Annotated in this window: 18 protein-coding genes; 10 read left to right on the forward strand and 8 right to left on the reverse strand. The window is 54.7% G+C overall.

Annotation, left to right across the window (positions count from 1 at the left end; all coding sequences use genetic code 11):
- From RT613_RS08200 to RT613_RS08220, 5 genes are all read right to left on the reverse strand, one after another.
- The coding region (locus tag RT613_RS08200; protein WP_409558788.1) for an ATP-binding cassette domain-containing protein at positions 1 to 157 on the reverse strand (157 nt) is incomplete at its 3' end.
- On the reverse strand, positions 150 to 1,022 hold the full coding sequence (locus RT613_RS08205; RefSeq protein WP_313614561.1) for an ABC transporter permease: 873 nt from the start codon (positions 1,020 to 1,022) through the stop codon (positions 150 to 152). The genes RT613_RS08200 and RT613_RS08205, both read right to left, overlap by 8 nt.
- Before the next feature lie 68 nt (positions 1,023 to 1,090).
- Positions 1,091 to 2,005: an ABC transporter permease gene (locus tag RT613_RS08210; RefSeq protein ID WP_313614441.1), complete on the reverse strand. Its 915-nt coding sequence runs from the start codon at positions 2,003 to 2,005 to the stop codon at positions 1,091 to 1,093.
- A gap of 69 nt (positions 2,006 to 2,074) precedes the next feature.
- Entirely contained in the window at positions 2,075 to 3,580 is a 1,506-nt protein-coding gene (locus tag RT613_RS08215; protein ID WP_313614442.1) for an ABC transporter substrate-binding protein, read from the reverse strand.
- A 76-nt stretch (positions 3,581 to 3,656) separates the two neighbouring features.
- Positions 3,657 to 4,565 (reverse strand): DMT family transporter, encoded by a 909-nt coding sequence (locus tag RT613_RS08220; RefSeq protein ID WP_313614443.1) that lies wholly within the window; start codon positions 4,563 to 4,565, stop codon positions 3,657 to 3,659.
- Positions 4,566 to 4,810: 245 nt separating this feature from the next.
- Between RT613_RS08220 and RT613_RS08225 the strand changes: the two genes are divergently transcribed.
- The 4 genes from RT613_RS08225 (at position 4,811) to RT613_RS08240 (ending at position 9,076) form a co-directional block, all read left to right on the forward strand.
- Complete coding sequence (locus RT613_RS08225) at positions 4,811 to 5,980, forward strand: sialidase family protein (protein ID WP_313614563.1); 1,170 nt, start codon at positions 4,811 to 4,813, stop codon at positions 5,978 to 5,980.
- Positions 5,977 to 6,939, forward strand: coding sequence for a 4-hydroxythreonine-4-phosphate dehydrogenase PdxA (pdxA, locus tag RT613_RS08230; RefSeq protein ID WP_313614444.1), 963 nt, complete (start codon positions 5,977 to 5,979; stop codon positions 6,937 to 6,939). Before RT613_RS08225 ends, pdxA begins: the two co-directional genes overlap by 4 nt.
- Positions 6,926 to 7,837 (forward strand): dihydrodipicolinate synthase family protein, encoded by a 912-nt coding sequence (locus RT613_RS08235; protein ID WP_313614446.1) that lies wholly within the window; start codon positions 6,926 to 6,928, stop codon positions 7,835 to 7,837. Before pdxA ends, RT613_RS08235 begins: the two co-directional genes overlap by 14 nt.
- A 114-nt stretch (positions 7,838 to 7,951) precedes the next feature.
- Complete coding sequence (locus RT613_RS08240) at positions 7,952 to 9,076, forward strand: iron-containing alcohol dehydrogenase (protein WP_313614447.1); 1,125 nt, start codon at positions 7,952 to 7,954, stop codon at positions 9,074 to 9,076.
- A 95-nt stretch (positions 9,077 to 9,171) separates the two neighbouring features.
- Here the strand turns inward: RT613_RS08240 and RT613_RS08245 are convergent, their stop codons facing one another.
- Positions 9,172 to 9,897, reverse strand: coding sequence for a FadR/GntR family transcriptional regulator (locus RT613_RS08245; RefSeq protein WP_313614449.1), 726 nt, complete (start codon positions 9,895 to 9,897; stop codon positions 9,172 to 9,174).
- A complete protein-coding gene (locus RT613_RS08250; protein WP_313614450.1) occupies positions 9,897 to 10,949 on the reverse strand; it encodes a four-carbon acid sugar kinase family protein in 1,053 nt (350 codons plus the stop codon). The genes RT613_RS08245 and RT613_RS08250 overlap by 1 nt, the downstream gene beginning before the upstream one ends.
- Positions 10,950 to 11,717: 768 nt before the next feature.
- Here RT613_RS08250 and RT613_RS08255 point away from each other — a divergent pair.
- Positions 11,718 to 12,488 carry a LuxR C-terminal-related transcriptional regulator gene (locus tag RT613_RS08255; protein ID WP_409558785.1) on the forward strand — a complete coding sequence of 257 codons (771 nt, stop codon included), beginning with the start codon at positions 11,718 to 11,720 and terminating at the stop codon, positions 12,486 to 12,488.
- A gap of 99 nt (positions 12,489 to 12,587) precedes the next feature.
- On the opposite strand, the gene RT613_RS08260 is transcribed toward RT613_RS08255, so the two are convergent.
- Positions 12,588 to 12,935 carry a hypothetical protein gene (locus tag RT613_RS08260; protein WP_313614452.1) on the reverse strand — a complete coding sequence of 116 codons (348 nt, stop codon included), beginning with the start codon at positions 12,933 to 12,935 and terminating at the stop codon, positions 12,588 to 12,590.
- A gap of 507 nt (positions 12,936 to 13,442) precedes the next feature.
- Here RT613_RS08260 and RT613_RS08265 point away from each other — a divergent pair.
- Genes RT613_RS08265 through RT613_RS08285 form a run of 5 tightly spaced genes read left to right on the forward strand, consistent with a single transcriptional unit; the run spans position 13,443 to position 18,907 of the window.
- Positions 13,443 to 14,465 (forward strand): UDP-glucuronic acid decarboxylase family protein, encoded by a 1,023-nt coding sequence (locus RT613_RS08265; RefSeq protein WP_313614454.1) that lies wholly within the window; start codon positions 13,443 to 13,445, stop codon positions 14,463 to 14,465.
- Position 14,466: 1 nt separating this feature from the next.
- Complete coding sequence (gene galE / locus RT613_RS08270; RefSeq protein ID WP_313614456.1) at positions 14,467 to 15,450, forward strand: UDP-glucose 4-epimerase GalE; 984 nt, start codon at positions 14,467 to 14,469, stop codon at positions 15,448 to 15,450.
- Positions 15,447 to 17,417 (forward strand): glycosyltransferase family 2 protein, encoded by a 1,971-nt coding sequence (locus tag RT613_RS08275; RefSeq protein WP_313614457.1) that lies wholly within the window; start codon positions 15,447 to 15,449, stop codon positions 17,415 to 17,417. The genes galE and RT613_RS08275 overlap by 4 nt, the downstream gene beginning before the upstream one ends.
- A complete protein-coding gene (locus RT613_RS08280) occupies positions 17,414 to 17,923 on the forward strand; it encodes a DUF995 domain-containing protein (RefSeq protein ID WP_313614459.1) in 510 nt (169 codons plus the stop codon). The genes RT613_RS08275 and RT613_RS08280 overlap by 4 nt, the downstream gene beginning before the upstream one ends.
- A gap of 18 nt (positions 17,924 to 17,941) precedes the next feature.
- The gene (locus tag RT613_RS08285; RefSeq protein ID WP_313614461.1) at positions 17,942 to 18,907 is read left to right on the forward strand and encodes a glycoside hydrolase family 26 protein; all 966 of its coding nucleotides are present in this window, start codon (positions 17,942 to 17,944) and stop codon (positions 18,905 to 18,907) included.
- Positions 18,908 to 18,982: the final 75 nt, after the last annotated feature.

Genomic DNA, 18,982 nt, shown 5'->3' on the forward strand with positions numbered 1-18,982 from the left:
ATGCGGAAACCGATTTGCCCGATCCGCTTTCACCGAGAATGGCGAGCGTTTCACCGCGGTCCAGATGCCAGCTTATGTTGCGCACCGCCTGTACGGTACCGGCTGCCGTATGAAACTGGACGGAGAGATTGCGAACTTCAAGCAAATGTTCAGCCATTTTTCTTGCCTCCGATTTCAAGTCTCCAGCGTTGCACAGGGTCAAGCACGATGCGCATCCAGTTGGACAGGAGATTGAGCGACAGGGTGGTGAAAATGATTGCCAGGCCCGGCCAGAAGGCCAGCCACCAGGCATTGGTCAGATATTGTTTGCCCTGTGCCACCATCAGGCCCCAGGTTACCTCGGGTGGCTGGATGCCAATGCCAAGGAACGATAGAGACGATTCCGCCAGCATGACAAAGGCGAAATCCAGTGTCGCAATGGTTACCAGTGTCGGAATAACCATCGGCAAAATGTGCCTAAACACGATGCGCATCGACGAGGCGCCCATTACCTGTGCGGCCTGCACGAACATGCGCTGGCGAATTTCCAGCACTTCGGCACGCGTGGTGCGCAGATAGATCGGGATACGGGTGATGGCCAGAACGATGACAATATTACCCACCGAAGGCGCCAGCATGTAAAGCACGATCACCGCCAGAAGCAGCGACGGAAACGACATGATGACATCTGCCAGCCGCATGATGATGTTCGAGACGCGTGGTGAGGAATAACCGGCAACCAGCCCGAGGAGCGCGCCGATCACGCTGGAGCAGATTACAGCAGCCGCCGCGATCATCAGCGTATTCTGGGCCGCAACAACGATACGCGCCAGCAGCGAACGGCCAAGCGCATCCGCGCCCAGAAACAGCAGCCAGCCATTTTCCAGCGAAAACGGTGGCAGATTGCGGGCCCGCAGGTTCTGCGCAACGGCAGCATCTCTGAGCAGCATCGGACCGAAGATCGCGCACAATGTCGCGAGGATCAGGAACAACGCAGCAAAGAACGCGAACTTGTCACGCCACAACATGCCCAGCAGCACCATTGCCTTGTTGCGAGGTTTGGCTGAAACAGCCTCTACGTTTGGAAGAGTATTGGTCATGGACATGGCCTTCAGGTCCGCAAACGAGGATCGAGCACGCTGTAGACGATGTCGATCAGCAGGTTCATGATGAAGATGGCGAGTGCCGTGACCATGATCGCGGCAAGGATGACGTTGAAGTCACGTTGCAGGATGGAATCGATCATCAGCTTGCCGACACCGGGGAAACCGAAAATCGTTTCAACAATCACCGCACCGTTCAGCATGGCAGCAGCCTGGTCACCGATAACAGTGATAACCGGCAACATGGCATTGCGCAGCGTATGCACGAAAATGATGGAGCGGTTGCCGACACCCTTGGCGCGCGCCGTCTTGACGTAGGCCGAGCCAAAAGCCGTCAGCATGGAGCCGCGCACCACCTGCAAAATCAAGCCAAAGGGGCGAATGAACAGGACGGCAATCGGCAATATCCAGTGCCAGACGGTGCCTGTACCAGAGGTTGGTACCCAGCCGAGCGAAACGGAAAACACCACGATACCGACAATGGCTATCCAGAAATCGGGCGCCGATGCACCGATTAGAGACAGGAGCGACACGAAGCGGTCAAACACACCGCCGGGGCGAAATGCAGCTAGCGAACCGATGACGATGGCAGCAACAGTTACCAGCGTAATGGTGATGAGCGCAAGCTGCAGGGTCCAGGTGAAGGCTTCCAGCACCACATCGATGGCCGGACGTGCCTTGCGGATCGATTCACCGAAATCAAGCTGCATGACATCACGCACATATCTGGCGAATTGTTCGATCAGCGGATCGTTCAGCCCATGCAATTCGCGGAACTTGTCCAGCATTTCCTGACTGGCATCGATCGGCAGGAACAAGGCTGCCGGATCACCTGTCAGGCGAGACAGGAAGAACACGATAACGATAAGCGTGACCAGCGAAAAGAAGCTCGCCACGATGCGCGTGAATATCTTTTTTCCCATCGCGTCTACTCCAGAAAGAAGCAGAAAGGCGAAGACAATTCTTCGCCTTTCCTGAGGTTGTGGAAAGGCTTATTTGAAGCCGATTTCAGACAATTGAAGCTGCGAGTTTGTTGCAATGGTCGGCGTGAAATCGATGCGCGGATTGACGCGGGCGAAACCAACCATGTGGAACATCATCACATCTGCAACGACGTCATTGTAGAGATAGGCAATAAGCTTTTTCCAGTCTTCCGTACGCTTGTCGCCAGTTGCAGCGGTGGCATCAGCAATCATCTGGTCGACCTTCGGGTCGGAGATACCGGACTGACGGCCCTTGCTGTCATATTTGAAGTACATGGAAAACACCGGATCGCCGCGTGAATTGTCGTGCTGGGCAGCAACCAGCTGAGGACCACGGCTTTCTGGATAGGGCTTTGAATACTGCTTTTCGAATTCGGCCACTTCATACATTTGCAGCTTGGTTTTGAAACCGACAGCCTCAAACATCTGCTGCGCAGCTTCCAGAACTTCAACAACGTTCGGGAAGTTGTTGGTCCGGCCAACAATGGTAATTGGCGTATCAACGGCAACACCATCAGCCTTGGCTTCTTCCAGCAGTTTCTTGGCACCTTCCGGGTCAAACGGCAGCGGCTTCACATCCGGGTTCCAGCCAACTGTGCTTGGAGGCACCATGGCAACAGCCTTGACCGCACCCTTCGGCAACAACGTGCCAATGAAGGCGTCACGATCGAGCGCCATGTTCAGCGCCTTGCGAACGCGTACGTCGTCAAGCGGTTTGATGGATGTATCCACGCGCATGTAGAAGGTTTCTGAGTTCAGGTAGCTGAAATCCATCTTCGGATCGGTGGCATCAAGCTCCGAAATATTGGTTGCGAGATCAGCTTCACCGGCTGCAACCATCGCTGCACGAACGGCAGGATCGGCGCGGAACACGTAGGTTGCTTTTTCAACGGCTGGAGCAGTACCCCAGTAGTCAGCGCGACGCTCAAGCGTGATGCTCTGGCCGGCTTTCCATTCCGCCAGCTTGTAAGGGCCGGTACCGATTGGTTCGCGGGTGAATTCGATCGGTGTTTCAGATGGCACGATGGTGACCAGCGTCATCAGCAGTGGCAGAATTGGCTGGGCCGGCGTTGCTGTAATGTCGATGGTGTTATCATCCACCACCTTGGCTTCAATCTTGGTATCGCCGAAATAACGCGGTGTTTCGCAGGAAATCTTGTCGCTCATGGCGCGCTCGATGGAGTGCTTCACATCAGCCGCATCGAACGCAGATCCGTCCGAGAATTTCGCATCCTTGCGCAGATGGAAACGCCAGGTTCCCGGCTGGCTCTCTTCCCATTTTTCCGCCAGGCGCGGCATCAGACCCTTGTTGTTGCGCACATCCAGTTCGGTCAGGGTTTCCGACACGTTCTGCAAAATGATACGACCAATGTTCGAACGCGTGGCCATGCACGGTTCGACCAGATCGACCTCCTCGTCCAGAACGACCGTGACGTCCTTTGCGCCCTGCGCATAACCGGTGGTGACGACCGACGTGGCCATCAACATACCGAGCAAAATCCGTTTGCCTTTCATCTGTTCCTCCCTTTGATGCAGCACCTTGCGATTGTCCGCTGACGGCTGCGCTGCAAATGCCGTTACGAATTTTAAGCTAGATATCGCGCTCGGCCGCAGCCTGCGCACGCCGTTTGAGGCGCCCTCCTCCCGCCACGGCCAGCGTGGACAGGAAAATCACTGCAGCACCGATCCAGGTTGAAAAGCCTGCGACCTCGCCGAACAAAACCCAGGCCATGACAGCAACGAATGGCAGACGCAGGAAATCCATCGGCGCGATATGGGACGCCTCCGCCATGCTGAATGCCTTTGTCATCAGCGTCATGTTGGCCGCACCCATCACGCCCTGCAGGGCAAGCAGGCAAAACTCCCTGAGATCAGGGGTCGACCAGAAGAAAAAAGCCGGAATAGCGGCCAAGGGAACTGTGACGATCAGGTTCCACGCCACGAGTGTTTCCGAATTATCCTTGTCCGACATGCGTTTAAGCATCAGTTGCACCAGCGCCTGCAGCGCCGAACCTCCCAGCGCAAACAACAAGGCCGGGGCAACAGTGCCTGCCGCACCTGGTTGAATGATGATCAACGCTCCCAGAAAGCCACTCACCACAGCGAACAGCTTCATCAGGTTGAAGGTTTCGCCCAACCATAGCCATGCACCAACCATCAGGAAGATCGGCGTCATGAACATGATTGCCATTGCATCAGCAAGAGGTGCGGCAGCAAAAGCCACAAAATAACAAACCAGCGCCGCCAGTTTCAGAGCGGCACGGCTGACATGCTGAAACCTGTAACCTGACTTCAGAATTTGCGGGCGGGTGGCAATCAACGGAAGGATAACGGCCAGCCCGAACACACTTCTGAAAAAACCAATGACAAAAGGGTGCACCTCGCCTGCAAGCAGACGAATAACGGCAGCATCAGCAGCGGCCAGCGCCGCAGCAAGGGCGACGTAGCATGAAGCCACCATAATGGTGCGATCATTTCGCTGAACATCAGCCGTAACCATGATTTCTCCCTGTGGATGCTCCCACATTCACTGACAACAAGCTTGCCGCAATCACATCAAGTTGTCAATTCTTCGCACATTAATGTTTGAAGAAGAATTTTTCTGACAAAATAAATATCTGATATTAAACAATATTTTTTATGAAAAACATCATTATTCGTCAAATTTTACATTCGTCATAACTTGACAACATATCAAAATCGGCAATGATGGGGATGAAAAAGCATCATAGGGAGGATGCAGGCGTGACACCGGAAGACATAGCCGCCAGCATGGATGGGCGCATCGCCGCATCCTCGGGCGGGCTGACACAGGCATTTTTGCCATCACCCAAAATACAGAACCACGCAGCATTTCTGCGTTTCCTGCCAGATGGCACTTTGGCCTGCGCATGGTTTGGTGGCACGCTGGAAGGAAAATCCGACATTTCCATCCATGTCTCGACATTGGCACAGGGCAGCAAACAGTGGTCGCAAGCGCATCAACTCAGTGATGACCCGAACCGCTCTGAGCAGAACCCGATGCTATTTGTTGAACCGGACGGCGAAATCAGCCTGTTTCACACCGCACAGCCCTCCGGTAACCAGGATGAGAGCCGGGTGATTGCAAGGAAAGTGTCATTTGACGGCACTCTTAGCGCTGGCGCGCCACGCGACATCGGCCTTGCGTCCGGCACCTTCATTCGCGCCACCATCGTGGTGCGCGACGACGGCGCATGGATGCTGCCACTGTTCCTGTGCAATCCCCGCCCCGGCGCACGCTGGACCGGCACCCATGATACCGCAGCCGTGGCTGTCAGCACCGACAAGGGTGCCACATGGAGCGTGACCGACGTGCCGGACAGCTATGGCTGTGTGCACATGACGATTGTTCCGCTCGACAACAACAAGATGGTGGCCTTCTTCCGCCGCAGGCAGGCGGACTTCGTGTATCGCACCGAAAGCCTTGATGGCGGCAGAAGCTGGTCAGTTCCTTCCGCCACCGACGTGCCCAACAACAACTCGTCGATTGCCGCCATTCGTTTGAGGGATGGCCGCGTTGCACTGCTTTGTAACCCCGTGTCAGCAGCCGAATATTCGCAGCGCCGTGCATCGCTCTACGACGAACTGGAAGAACAGGATGATCGCCCGAATGCTGAAGGCGGCATCGTGCCGATCTGGGGCGTGCCGCGCACACCGGTCACACTTTGCGTGTCGACCGATGAAGGCCATAAATTCCCGATCCGTCGCATCGTGGAAGATGGATCCGGCGCCTGCCTGTCCAACAATTCGATTGACGGCCACAACAAGGAAATGTCCTACCCGGCCATGGTGGAAGACGATCAGGGCGATTTGCATCTTGCCTATACCTACCACCGCAGGGCCATCAAATATGTCCGGCTGAACAGGGGCTGGATCGACGGAGAAACCGCATGAGCACACTCGTTGGAATAACCATGGGCGATCCCGCCGGCGTTGGCCCGGAGATCACCATCAAGGCACTGGCCGAGATGAGCACTGAGGACCGCGCCAATACGCGGGTCTATGGCAACCTCAAGCAGCTTGAAGCCGCCAAAACAGTGCTTGGCATTGATCTCGACCTGACTGGCCTTGTTGTTGATGTCGAAGTAGAGGGTGCCCCGGTTGCCTGGGGCAAGCTCAGCGCCATTTCTGGCGATGCGTCGTTCCGCTTCATTGATACCGCCGTGAAAGATTCGATGGCTGGCAAGATCGGCTGCATCGTCACCGCGCCAATCAACAAGGAAGCCCTCAACTCTGCCGGCCACCATTATGACGGCCATACCGGTATGCTGACGTCGCTGACAGGATCCAAATCCGCGTTCATGTTGCTGGCATCCGACCGCCTGAAGGTGATCCACGTCTCGACCCATGTGTCGTTGAAGGATGCCATCAACCGCGCCAAGCCGGAGCGTATTCTCGCCACCATCAAGGCTGGCAACGACCACCTGAAACGCATTGGTTATACCAAGCCAAAGATTGCTGTCGCTGGCATCAACCCGCATTGCGGTGAAAACGGCCTGTTCGGCACTGAAGACGATGAATTCATCGCGCCGGCTGTTGCGCAGGCACGTGCCGAAGGCATCGATGTCTACGGCGCAATCTCGGCCGATACCGTGTTCCACCGCGCCTATCAGGGTGGATTTGATCTGGTGATTGCCCAGTATCACGATCAGGGTCACATCCCGATCAAGCTGGTGGCCTTCGACACCGCCGTCAACGTCTCCGTCGGCCTGCCGATTGACCGCACCTCCGTCGACCATGGCACGGCTTTCGACATTGCCGGAACCGGCAAGGCCAATCACGTCAACATGAACGCAGCCATCGCCTATGCGCGCGAGCTGATAGCCGGGAAGAATGCACATGGCAAAGTTTGAATTCAGCGGCGTTTATTGCGCAGCAACCACCCCCGTTGCCGCCGATGGTAATCCAGATTTCCGCCTGTTCACCGCCCATTGCAAGGCATTGCTGGAAGAAGGCTGTGACGGTGTAGCGCTACTTGGCACCACCGGCGAGGCAAATTCCTTTGGCCTGAAACAGCGCATGGACATTCTGGAAAAGGCGATTTCCGGCGGCGTTGCGGCAGAAAAACTGCTGCCTGGAACTGCCCAGACCGCCATTGCCGACACCATTGAAATGACACGCCATGCCGTTCAGGCCGGCGTCCGTGGCGTCGTGCTGTTGCCACCCTTCTATTACAAGGGCGTCAGCGCTGAAGGCATCTACCGCGCCTACGCACAGGTCATCGAAGGCGTAAAAGACGACCGCCTGAAAGTGGTGCTCTACCACATTCCGCAGGTATCGGGCGTTGCCATTCCGCATGAGGTGATTGCCCGCCTGCGCAAGGATTATCCAGGCGTTGTCGTCGGCATCAAGGACAGTGCAGGCGATCTGGAAAACATGAAGGCAATGATTGCCGCATTCCCTGACTTTGGCGTGCTTGCCGGTGCCGACCCGCTGCTTCTGCCGCTGATTCAAGCCGGTGGTGCAGGCTGCATTACCGCCAGCTCCAATCTTGTCGCCGCTGAACTTCGCTTCGTTTTCGACAACTGGAATGTCCCGGGTCAGGAAGCAGCCGTCAAAGCCGCACAGGACAAGATTGTCGCCTGGCGCGAACTGACCAATGCCTATGTGCAGCTTCCCACGGTCAAGACCATGGTTGCCAAACGACGTGGCGACAATGGCTGGCTGCGCGTGAACCCGCCGCTGATCGAATTGTCTGAAACCGAACGGGCAGATGTCTGGGCGCGCATGGATGCGCTTGAGAAGGCTTAGAGCGATTTCGGTTCTTTTAGACCCTCACAATCGCTCTAACTCTTTGTTTTGTCGCATTTCCTGACGGAAAACCGCTAGCCACTTTTCCGGGAAATGCTCTAAGGGAGAACCGCCATGAATGGAATGGCACGACCGATCACCCTGCATCAACCCAAGCGCCTTGAGATAGGCGCCGGCGCCTCTGCCAAGCTGGGCGAATGGGCCAGTGGCGCATCCCGCATTCTGGTGATTGCCACCGAACATACGCTTGGTTTTGTCGACCGCTTGAAGCTGACCGGCGCAATCACCGTGTTTTCGGACATTCCGCCCGAACCGGATGACAAGGCGCTCAATGCCGCCATTGAAATGGCACGCAGCATACAGCCCGATCTGGTGGTCGGCCTTGGTGGCGGTTCGGTTCTCGATGTCGCCAAGCTCGTTGCCGCTCTATGGGACGGTCAGCAGACCTTGGATGACGTTGTTGGCCCTAACAAGGTGGCAGGCCGTAACACTGCGCTGGCACAGGTGGCAACCACCGCCGGCACAGGATCTGAAGCCGGCATCCGCGCCCTGATTACCGACAGTGTCAGCCACTCCAAAAAGGCGGTGGAAAGCCCCCACCTGCTGGCTGATATCGCCATTCTCGACCCGGAATTGACATGGTCAGTACCGCCAGCGGTAACGGCCGCCACCGGCATTGATGCCATGGCGCACTGTGTGGAGGCCTTCACCAATATTCGCGCCCATGACCTGATTGATGGTTATGCGCGCATGGGCATCCAGCTGGTCGGCAAATATCTGGCGCGCGCCGTGGAAAACGGCAAGGACACCGAAGCGCGCGCCGGCATGATGCTGGCCTCCTATTACGGCGGCATCTGCTTGGGCCCGGTTAACACCGCAGCAGGCCATGCACTGGCCTATCCGCTTGGCACCCGGCTTGGCCTGCCGCATGGGCTCGCCAACGCCATCATCTTCCCGCATGTGCTGGCCTATAACGTGCCGGTCCGTACTGAAAAAACCGCCGAAGTTCTCGACGCACTCGGCCTCGCCATCTCCAAGGACCCGGCAGCGGTGCTCACCGCAGCCTATGGTTTCTGCAAGGCGCTTGGTGTGGAAATGAAGCTTTCAGCCCATGGCGCAGAACAGCAACATCTACAAAGCTGGGCCGATGAAGCGCATGCAATCCGTCGATTGATGGACAACAATCCACGCGACATGTCGCCTGAAGATGTGCTGGCAATCTACAACGCCGCCTTCTGAAACCGGCGCGTACAGACACTGAACATCACAGACCTGTGAACAGAAACCCCGGCCAAAAGCCGGGGTTTTCATATACAAAGCACAAAACAATAAACTTATGCCCCTTGGGCAAGTTCCGGTCTGCGACCTTCAAACAACCGGTCGCGTGAGCCACGCAGATGCTGGCGCATCAGATTTCTGGCCAGATCGGCATCCCGTGTACGGATGGCTTCATAAATGGCAGCATGTTCATCAAACACATGTCGCAAACCACTGGTCGAGTTTTTAAGCGAAAGACCATGGAACTGCATACCAATGGCAATGTGATCTTTCAGGGCTTCCATCGCTGTTGAGAAATATGTGTTGCCCGAGGCCTGCGCGATCGACAGGTGGAACATGAAGTCCGCATCTTCGCGGTGGCGCTGGCGGCTCGTTGCATCCTGCAATGCTTCAAGTGCCAGACGAATGACCCGGATTTGCGTATCACTGTGCCGTTCAGCTGCACAGGCCGCAGCCTCCGGCTCCACGGTAATGCGAAACTCATAACAGTTCTGCAGATCGGCGATATTTTCAAGTGGCCCGAAACCCAACGGCTGTTTGACGCCCTGAATGCGCACGAAACTGCCAGCACCCTGGCGTGAATAAACCAGACCGAGATCACGCAATTTCTTGAGAGCATCTCGCACCACTGGACGCGAAACCTCAAACTCCGCCGCCAATTCGTGTTCGGTCGGCAATCTTTCATCACTTTGGTAGGCACCTGACTTGATGGCGTGTTTCAGCCGCTCAAACACCACCTCGCTCAGGCTTTTCCGATGTGAAATCTGCTCCACTGTCCGCATTATTTCACACCCTCATGTCCCAGAACCATATCAGCCACCTGCACAAGCGTATCAGCATTGCCGAACCCGCCCGACTTGGTGATGAAATACCGGTCGCCATATTTTGCCACCGGTAAACCTGGCAGGATCTCACCAAGTAGGGTCATGATGCGAATGCCTTGACTGTCGAAATAGGCTTCCGCGGACGCGCCGCCAGACAAAAGCAGGGCATCATAACCGGCATCTATGGCAGCAACAGACGCCGCCAGATTATCCGCAACCTCGACAGAGGTCACCGGTGATGCACTTTCCACTGCCTGAACAACCACCAGAGGTGATGAAACAGGAGCGGAAGCATCGCCATCCGTCATGGCTCCGCCCGGAGCGGCAATGTAATGCAGCGGCAAATCTGCATTCCTCACGCTATCGACCTGTGACACGGTAATCGGATCGCGCGAACCGATGGCAATCAACAGCTTGGCCGGCGGAATATTGACACTGTCCTGTCTTGGACGACCGGATTGTGCTGCCAGTGCATTGGCCAGCGACAAGGCACCGACCAGTAGATCATGTTCCTGCAACAGGCCAAGCGCTGCCTGCATGGCTTCCACCGAACTGGTGTCGGGAATGACGGATTTTTCCGCCACTGCACCCAGTCTTTCGGCAACCGGGATCGGTGCTTCCACACCAAAGCCACTGATCATGCCATTGGTCACGACACGCCCGAATTCGGGAATGGCCGGCAAGACCACAGCCCGATCAAACCGCAGCGCCGAAATTTCCGCCTCGACATTACCTTTCAGTCGGGAGTCAACCTTTTTGAACAGGCCCATTCGGCTGTCCAGCTCCTTTTGCGCGAGAGCCACCCGATCGGCCGCCTCCTGCGGTTCAATCTCGCGGCTGCGCGTGGTCACAGCAACCACATCAGCCCCACTGGCGACAGCCTCAGCCAATGCGGACTGATCCGTAACGACCACGACGGAATAACCGTGAGCGGCAAACGGCGCCGCTGAATCCAGCGCACCGGTCAAATCATCCGCAACGATCATCAATCTATTGGTTTCAAACTTCATGCTGCCGTACCGATTTTACAAATTTACCACGAATCCATGCTTCCACAGACCGTAATTTCTTTTGTAAATCATCGCATAACGAAAAATGAAAACAACCAAAATTTACAAGTAACAAACAAATTAAACGCGACTGCGCGCCCTATCGCGCATTGCACCAACAAATATGCCACCAACGGCCCTGCAATGAACCACTGCCGAGACACACTGTGGGCATGCGCCAATCGTAGAAAGTATAAGAGCCAGAATCCTGGTCTCGGTGAAACGCAAATGGGTTCCGAAACCATCACAATCACTATTCTTCCAGCAACGTGATTTTGGAACCGATTGACCTAATTAACTTGGTATTTAAATACAACAAAACAGATAATACTTTGCGACGGAGCCTGGCAGATGAAAAAATTTGGCCTGCACGCACTCAGAAATAAAATTACGCCGCCTAAAAACTATTCAAAAGCATTCACCTTAAACGTAAAACTAACAATCCACAGAAAATACAACCCATAATTTTAAATATCAATTACATCAAACCTTGAATTTCCAATTTCCGATGATGACTTGGTAAAAATCAAAAAATCATGCAATATCTGGACGTTAATCACGTTTACAAAATTTTAATGCCCTAATCATTTCGGGTCATTTATTTAATGAAGTTTTCATATTAGCATAATTAACAAGTGATTAATAAGAATGGACATGCATCAATTAGCAGATTCGGAAGAAAAACCATAAGAAAAAAGTAAAAAATGCGTAACGCTCAGGGAGGCATAAATGTTCATGGTATCATCGAGAAATACACAGCCAGACCGCATAAATAAAACCATAGTAACTGATCAAACATTACTTTTGATCGCGGACGCGGACCTGTTTTCCGAATGCCTCGTGGAGGCACTCGGCAAAAAGTTCCCGATGTGTAACGTCGTGAGCATCAGCCAACCACAGGCTATCCAGGACGAGTACGATTCCGATGTGAAGCTGGTTCTCCTTTATCGGATCGGCGGCCAGCAATTGCAGGACGCACTGACCAATATCCGGGAAAAACACCCTTCGGCGTCCATTGGCCTCGTCATTGATGCCGTCGGCATGCTCGAAGCGTACCTCAAGCAATTGGTTGAGACACGTATCATCGACGGCGTACTGCCAATCAGCCTGCGGCTGGATGTGTTTATGGCAGCGGTTGATCTGTTGATAAAAGGCGGGGAGCATTTTCCTTCTGCGCTGCTTGGTCGCCTGGTTGAAACCAAGACACCAACCGGCGCCGTGCCTCATGTCGGCGGACCAGGCGCCCTGGCTTCAACGTCCAAACAACATCATCACGATTTCAATGGCTTGACGACCCGTGAAGTGCAGATTCTGGATCTGTTATGCAAGGGTACGCAGAACAAGATCATTGCGGACAAGCTTAATCTGTCAGAAAACACCGTGAAGGTGCATGTCAGGAACATCTATAAAAAGATGCATGTTCGCAACCGCACCGAGGCGGCGTCCCGTTTCTTTGCATTCGATCAGTCCGAGATGGCGCACACCGATTGGAAAAACTGATCTACCTCGTGCAAAACCATTGCTGCCTTTGCACGAGGTCATCACAAACCTTACTGCGATCACATCGTTTCAGCAAATAGAGATCGCTGCTGGCAGGCCTTAACGCAGATAGCAGCGGGCCTTTTGCCCAAAGCCGCTTGGAGAACACGTATAAGGCGACGAACCAAGGTCATCGACCCTGGCAACGGCAACTGGTGCCTTGTCGGCTTCAACGCTGGCGACGACGAGATTTGCGGATGTCCTTTGATAACCGTAGGACTTCTTCGGCGCCGTGACGCGCTGGCTGACTTGGTTAGGAGCCTTCAAGGCGGCCGTTTCACCAAACAGCGTTCCCTCAACAGCAGAACATGACGCGACAGAAAAAGCGATAACGGCAATAGAACACGCCATCTTGCAAAAACGCGCGCGCTTTAGCGCCGCCGCCTGGTTTGAATGAATAACAGACATATGTGTCCCCTGTGTCGCAATTTGCGACCGGCTGCGATGCGTTTGCGGACAAACATCCCGTCAAACACAATCATGTTGATATTTGAACTCATGCACCTCTGACCAAGGTAAGCACGTCACACCACACACAACCGCTCCCGGTGGCCAGCATGCCTCGTAGCCGCTTCCAGCTTCGGCACACATGTCACCTTAACCTCATTCGATTGAGTGAGGCTTACGCCAATGCTTGATAAGAAAGGCATAATGTAGGCATGGTTAAAAATATGTGCACAAAAGGATTAATCACCGTATTATCAGTGTAATCAATTGTAATATTTCAGCAATTTTACGTTGACGTGAAGCAACAACACAATATGATCGCCTTAAAACAACAAAAAAGGCTGGGACTCAAAGTACAGGCGGGCGACAACAACAAGTAATAATCCGCCGAAATTTCACAAATTAAAACGAGCGACACAACTACAAGGAAACAGCACTGTTGTTTCCACGTGGGAAGGAGTGTGTGTAATGCGTAAGTTCGTTCCCGATGACAGTGATTCAAACATCAACATTTACTCGAACTGGAAGCCAGGTCTTCGTGTGCTGGTCAACGGCGGTGCAGGTTTTCTCGGTTCACATCTGTCCGAAAGGTTGCTGCAAGCTGGCCATGAGGTTATTTGCCTCGACGATTTCTCCACCGGCAGGCTTACCAACATTGAACATCTGATGTCCAACAGCCGCCTGACGGTGATGGAACATGATGTCCGTCATCCCTATGACCTGGATGTCTCGATCATCTTCAATTTCGCGTCCCCTGCATCCCCACCCGATTACCAGCGCGATCCTGTCGGGACCCTGCTGACCAATGTGATCGGGGCGTTGAATGTGCTGGAGCTGGCCCGCCGCACCGGTGCAACCGTTGTCCAGTCCTCGACTTCAGAGGTCTATGGCGACCCGCATATCAATCCGCAGCCCGAAAGCTATTTCGGCAACGTCAACCCGATCGGCCCACGTGCCTGCTATGATGAAGGAAAGCGCAGCGCAGAAACGCTGTTCTTTGATTATCACCGCAGTTTCGGCGTCGATATCAAGGTCGGCCGGATCTTCAACACCTATGGTCCGCGCATGCGCCGCGACGATGGCCGCGTTGTCTCCAACTTCATTGTTCAGGCGCTGCAGAACCAGGACATCACCATCTATGGCGATGGCAAACAAACTCGGTCCTTCTGTTACGTTGACGACCTGATCGAAGGCTTCCTGCGTTTCGCAGTTAAAAGCCCGGACTGCTGTGGCCCGATCAACATTGGCAACCCGGCAGAAATTCCGGTCCGACAGCTGGCTGATATCGTTATTGCCATGACCAATTCCAAGTCACGCGTTGTTCACCTGCCCGCTGCAGTCGACGACCCGCAGCAGCGCAGACCGGACATTTCCCGCGCCAGGCAGGAATTGAAATGGCAGCCACGCGTCAATCTGGAACGGGGTTTGGAAAAGACCATTCGTTACTTCGACGCGTTGCTGAGCAGCGAAAAAGTGGTGGAGGCTGTATGACATGGCCCGCTACATCCTCGTCACCGGCGGAGCTGGCTTCATAGGAAGCCACATCTGCAAGGCTCTATCGCTTTCCGGCATGGTGCCGGTTGCTTATGACAACCTGTCCACCGGCCACAGTGATGCAGTGCGATGGGGGCCGTTAATCACGGCCGACATCGCAGATCACAGCATGTTGCGGGCAACACTTTCCGAGTTCGCGCCGTCTTATGTCATCCATTGCGCGGCCAATGCCTATGTTGGTGAATCGGTCACTGACCCGCGCAAATATTACCGCAACAATGTGGCTGGCAGCCTGACACTGCTTGAAGCCTGCATGGATCACCATGTCGAAGGTCTGGTGTTTTCCAGCAGCTGCGCCACCTATGGCATTCCCGAGACCTTGCCAATCCGCGAGGAAACGCCGCAGATCCCCGTCAATCCCTACGGCCGCACCAAGCTGATTTTTGAAATGGCGCTTGAAGATTACGCCGCCGCATATGGCATGCGTTTTGTCGCCTTGCGTTATTTCAATGCTGCAGGTGCCGATCCGGAAGGCGAATTGTCGGAACGGCATGAACCGGAAACCCATCTGGTACCACGTGCGCTTCTGGCAGCAGCCCGGAAGGTTTCGCAACTGGATGTGTTCGGCAATGATTATGATACCCAGGATGGAACCTGCATACGTGACTATATCCATGTTAGCGATCTCGCCGACGCCCACCTCGCCGCCATTCGTTATCTTTACGGCGGCGGTGAAACATTGCGCGTCAATCTCGGTTCCGGCCAAGGCGCATCTGTTGCGGAAATCGTCGGCGCCATTCACCGCGTAACCGGGCAAAAGGTGCCGGTTCATTACGGCCCGCGTCGTGCCGGTGATCCCCCTTCACTGTTTGCCGATATTGGTCGCGCCAAGGCCGTGCTTGGTTTTACGCCATCACGCTCCGACATCGAAACCATCATCCGCACTGCGGCACCCACATTCGGACTGGAGGCCAGCAAATGAGCACCACACAGTTCGACACTCCCGCTCTGACACCTAAGGCAACGCGCAGAACCCATGCCAAGGTGTCCGACACCCTGTTCGATCGGGTTTTCACCGGGTGGAACCGCATTGCCTATCTGCTCGGCATTGCCGGGTGGCTGGTCACGCTGGTCTATTTCTGGGGCTGGTGGCTCGACACCGACCACATGCTCTCGATGCCCTATTTCATCGCGGTCAGCATCTCGGTGTTTTACGTCACCATCTTGCCCGCCTATTTCGTGTTGATCTTCCTCAACGCCAAAGTGGTGAAGCAAGATGCCCCCCTGCCGCAGGGGCGTGTTGCCATGGTTGTCACCAAGGCACCGTCGGAACCGTTTTCGGTGGTCAGAAAAACCATGCTGGCCATGCTCGAGCAGAAAATCCCGATCGATTACGATGTCTGGCTGGCGGATGAAGATCCGTCAGCGGAAACCAGACGCTGGTGTGGTGAACATGGCGTGCTGATTTCCACCCGCAAGGGCGTGGAAGCCTATCACCGCCCCAAATGGCCCCGCCGCACGCGCTGCAAGGAAGGCAACCTCGCCTATTTTTACGACCATTACGGCTATGATCGTTATGACTTCGTTGCGCAATTCGATGCCGATCATGTACCGGAAAACACCTACCTCTACGAAATCCTGAAACCCTTTGCCGATCCTGCGGTCGGTTACGTATCGGCCCCCAGCATCTGTGATGCCAATGCCGATGAAAGTTGGGCAGCACGCGGCAGGCTTTATGTCGAAGCCGGACTGCATGGCGCTTTCCAGACGGGATATAACAACGGCTGGGCACCGCTATGCATTGGCTCACACTATGCCGTGCGCACCCAAGCCCTGCGTGAGGTTGGTGGGCTGGGCCCGGAACTGGCCGAGGACCACTCAACGACCCTGCTGATGAATGCCGGTGGATGGCGTGGCGTGCATGCGCTCAACGCCATTGCCCATGGCGATGGTCCATCAACCTTTACGGACTTGGCCGTGCAGGAATTTCAATGGTCGCGCAGCCTGGTGACCATCCTGCTGCAATATTCGAAGGACTATGTGCCGGCCCTGCCTGCGAAGCTGAAATTCCAGTTTCTGTTTTCGCAGATTTGGTACCCGTTATTTTCCCTCGTCATGGCCATGATGTTTGCTATGCCAGTCATTGCGCTTATGGCAGGTCATCCCTTGGTCAATGTCAGCTATCCCGAATTCATGCTGCATTTTCTACCATCGATCCTGATGTTGACGGTGTTCACCTTCTTCTGGCGCGCAACCGGAACATTCAGACCACATGATGCCCGGCCGTTCTGCTGGGAAACATTTGCCTTTCTGTTTCTGCGTTGGCCCTGGTCGCTCGCGGGCTGTCTGATTGCCGTGCGTGACCGGATCACGGGTTCTTTTGTAGACTTCCGCATCACACCGAAAGGTGGAGCAAAAGTCGGCAGCCTGCCAATCCGCATCATGGCTCCCTATATCGCCTTGGCTGCCTTTACCGCCCTTGTCATGTATTTGGCACCAGATAGCCGTAGCACGCAGGGTTTCTATATTTTCGCCGCCATGAACGTTACGGTTTATGCCTTCCTCGTTCTGCTTTTGATGTTCCGTCACGCATCAGAAAACAGCCTGTCTATATTTCCCCGCACCTGGGGCAATGCGCTGGCAACCGTGTCATCGGTCGCCATCATCGCTGGTGGTGTGGTGCAGTTGAACACCCACGGTCTCGGCGGACTGGAAGCCCTGTCTCATGGGCAACCCTATGTCAGCTTTACTGAAACACGCTTCAACGCATCCGGTGCAGGCGTCGGCGGCACCAAAACCATCAAAATGAAATTCCGGGTAAAATGGCATGGCGTGCAACCCGAACTGGACGTGCAGGTAAAGCCCGGGCCTGCGCAGCCCAACTATGGAATCATCATGCAGGCAACGACCGGACATGATGGAACCCTACTGAAAGGAAGACTGTCATGACAAAAATAATCAAAAACTTCAGGCTTCCAGTCCTTCTGCTAAGCCTGAGCATGCTGGCACCACATACCGCATTTGCCGTTAAGGAAGTCAAAAAATCTCCGCAGCTTCTGAGCGCATCTGAAGTGGTGGATATGTACAAGGACAAAACCTGGCGCTGGCCATCGGGGGGCGGACGGTTCGATTCTGAAGGCCGCCGCTTCACTGCCATGACCGAAGAAAACGGCAAAAAGTCCATCGGTGAAGGCACCTGGTCGGTCGATAACCTCGGCAAGATGTGCATGAAGGCCACCTGGACCACAGACGGCATGTCTGCCAAGGCAAGAACATGTTTTTCCCATGGCAGGCTTGGCAAGGTGATCTACCAGAAGCGTTTGCCGAAGGGCGATTGGTACGTGTTCCGCAGTGCCAAACCCAGAGCAAGCGATGAATTTTCGAAACTTGTGAAGACCGACAGCGTAACTGTTCAGGCGTTGGCGGCCAAACAAACCATGTCAGTCAAAAAATAGTTGGAGAGGAGAAAAGCCATGAAAAAGCTGAGCAAAAAATTCCTGTCCGCAGCGGCTATAGCAATCCTGTGTACCGCCGCGGCCTATCCGGTGGTCCAGTCACAAGCACAAAATGCGGCTGGCATGACTGCAGCCACCTTGCGTTCCATAACGGATAAACGCCCGACACTGCATGCCGATGGCATCAAGTTCGGCGCCTATGATCCGCATGGCGATTTCGGCCAGCAACAGGGCGTTGCCACCGAACACCTGTTCCTGCCTTGGGAAGATGTGGATCTGGAAAGCCTGAAAACAGCCGATGCCTATGCGATGGAACGCAATCGCAACGTGCTGATAACCGTCGAACCATGGTCGTGGGACGTGAGCTGGCGGCTGACCTCAGATGAGTTGCGACGCAAAATCCTGCAAGGCGGTTACAATGAAAACATGCACGCCATTGCGCGCATGGTTTCACAGATGAAAAGCCCTGTCACCATTCGCTGGGGCCAGGAAATGGAAGACAAATCAGGCCGCTTCTCATGGTCCGGCTGGGCACCGAATGATTATATAACCGCCTATCGCAAGATGATGGATATCGTGCGCAAGGAAGCACCTAATGCCAAGATCATGTGGTCGCCAAAAGGTGAGGACGGCCTGCAAGCCTACTATCCCGGCGATAATTACGTCGATCTCGTCGGACTGTCTGTCTTTGGTCTTGAGGACTTTGACAAGATCGAACATGGCGGCGCATGGACCTTCGGACAGTCGCTCAAGAAGGGTTACGGTTTGGTGGAAAAATACAACAAGCCGATATGGGTCGCCGAACTGGGTTATGAGGGCAATGATGCCTATATCAAACCCTGGATGAACGACGTGACGCTGAAAACCAGCGAGTTTCCCAAGCTGGAGGAAGTCGTCTATTTCAACGACAAGGACGTCCATCCATGGCCGCACAACCTCGGCAAACCCGACTGGCGTGTGGTGCGCAACGCCCAGACAAACTGAGGCGTGGCACAAAAATGAGGTGAGACAAAAAAGCCCCGCATCGACAGACGATGCGAGGCTTTAAATCTAGAGTGA

It is taken from the genome of Agrobacterium sp., from assembly GCF_032092815.1.
GTDB lineage: Bacteria > Pseudomonadota > Alphaproteobacteria > Rhizobiales > Rhizobiaceae > Agrobacterium.

Bases quoted from the DNA above. Each gene is read 5' to 3' on its own strand.
- galE (WP_313614456.1), top strand. From the start codon at position 14,467: ATGGCCCGCTACATCCTCGTCACCGGCGGAGCTGGCTTCATAGGAAGC.
- RT613_RS08235 (WP_313614446.1), top strand. From the start codon at position 6,926: ATGGCAAAGTTTGAATTCAGCGGCGTTTATTGCGCAGCAACCACCCCC.
- RT613_RS08205 (WP_313614561.1), bottom strand. From the start codon at position 1,022: ATGGTGCTGCTGGGCATGTTGTGGCGTGACAAGTTCGCGTTCTTTGCT.
- RT613_RS08275 (WP_313614457.1), top strand. From the start codon at position 15,447: ATGAGCACCACACAGTTCGACACTCCCGCTCTGACACCTAAGGCAACG.
- RT613_RS08285 (WP_313614461.1), top strand. From the start codon at position 17,942: ATGAAAAAGCTGAGCAAAAAATTCCTGTCCGCAGCGGCTATAGCAATC.
- RT613_RS08265 (WP_313614454.1), top strand. From the start codon at position 13,443: ATGCGTAAGTTCGTTCCCGATGACAGTGATTCAAACATCAACATTTAC.
- RT613_RS08255 (WP_409558785.1), top strand. From the start codon at position 11,718: ATGTTCATGGTATCATCGAGAAATACACAGCCAGACCGCATAAATAAA.
- pdxA (WP_313614444.1), top strand. From the start codon at position 5,977: ATGAGCACACTCGTTGGAATAACCATGGGCGATCCCGCCGGCGTTGGC.
- RT613_RS08260 (WP_313614452.1), bottom strand. From the start codon at position 12,935: ATGTCTGTTATTCATTCAAACCAGGCGGCGGCGCTAAAGCGCGCGCGT.
- RT613_RS08250 (WP_313614450.1), bottom strand. From the start codon at position 10,949: ATGAAGTTTGAAACCAATAGATTGATGATCGTTGCGGATGATTTGACC.
- RT613_RS08210 (WP_313614441.1), bottom strand. From the start codon at position 2,005: ATGGGAAAAAAGATATTCACGCGCATCGTGGCGAGCTTCTTTTCGCTG.
- RT613_RS08240 (WP_313614447.1), top strand. From the start codon at position 7,952: ATGAATGGAATGGCACGACCGATCACCCTGCATCAACCCAAGCGCCTT.
- RT613_RS08245 (WP_313614449.1), bottom strand. From the start codon at position 9,897: ATGCGGACAGTGGAGCAGATTTCACATCGGAAAAGCCTGAGCGAGGTG.
- RT613_RS08280 (WP_313614459.1), top strand. From the start codon at position 17,414: ATGACAAAAATAATCAAAAACTTCAGGCTTCCAGTCCTTCTGCTAAGC.
- RT613_RS08215 (WP_313614442.1), bottom strand. From the start codon at position 3,580: ATGAAAGGCAAACGGATTTTGCTCGGTATGTTGATGGCCACGTCGGTC.
- RT613_RS08220 (WP_313614443.1), bottom strand. From the start codon at position 4,565: ATGGTTACGGCTGATGTTCAGCGAAATGATCGCACCATTATGGTGGCT.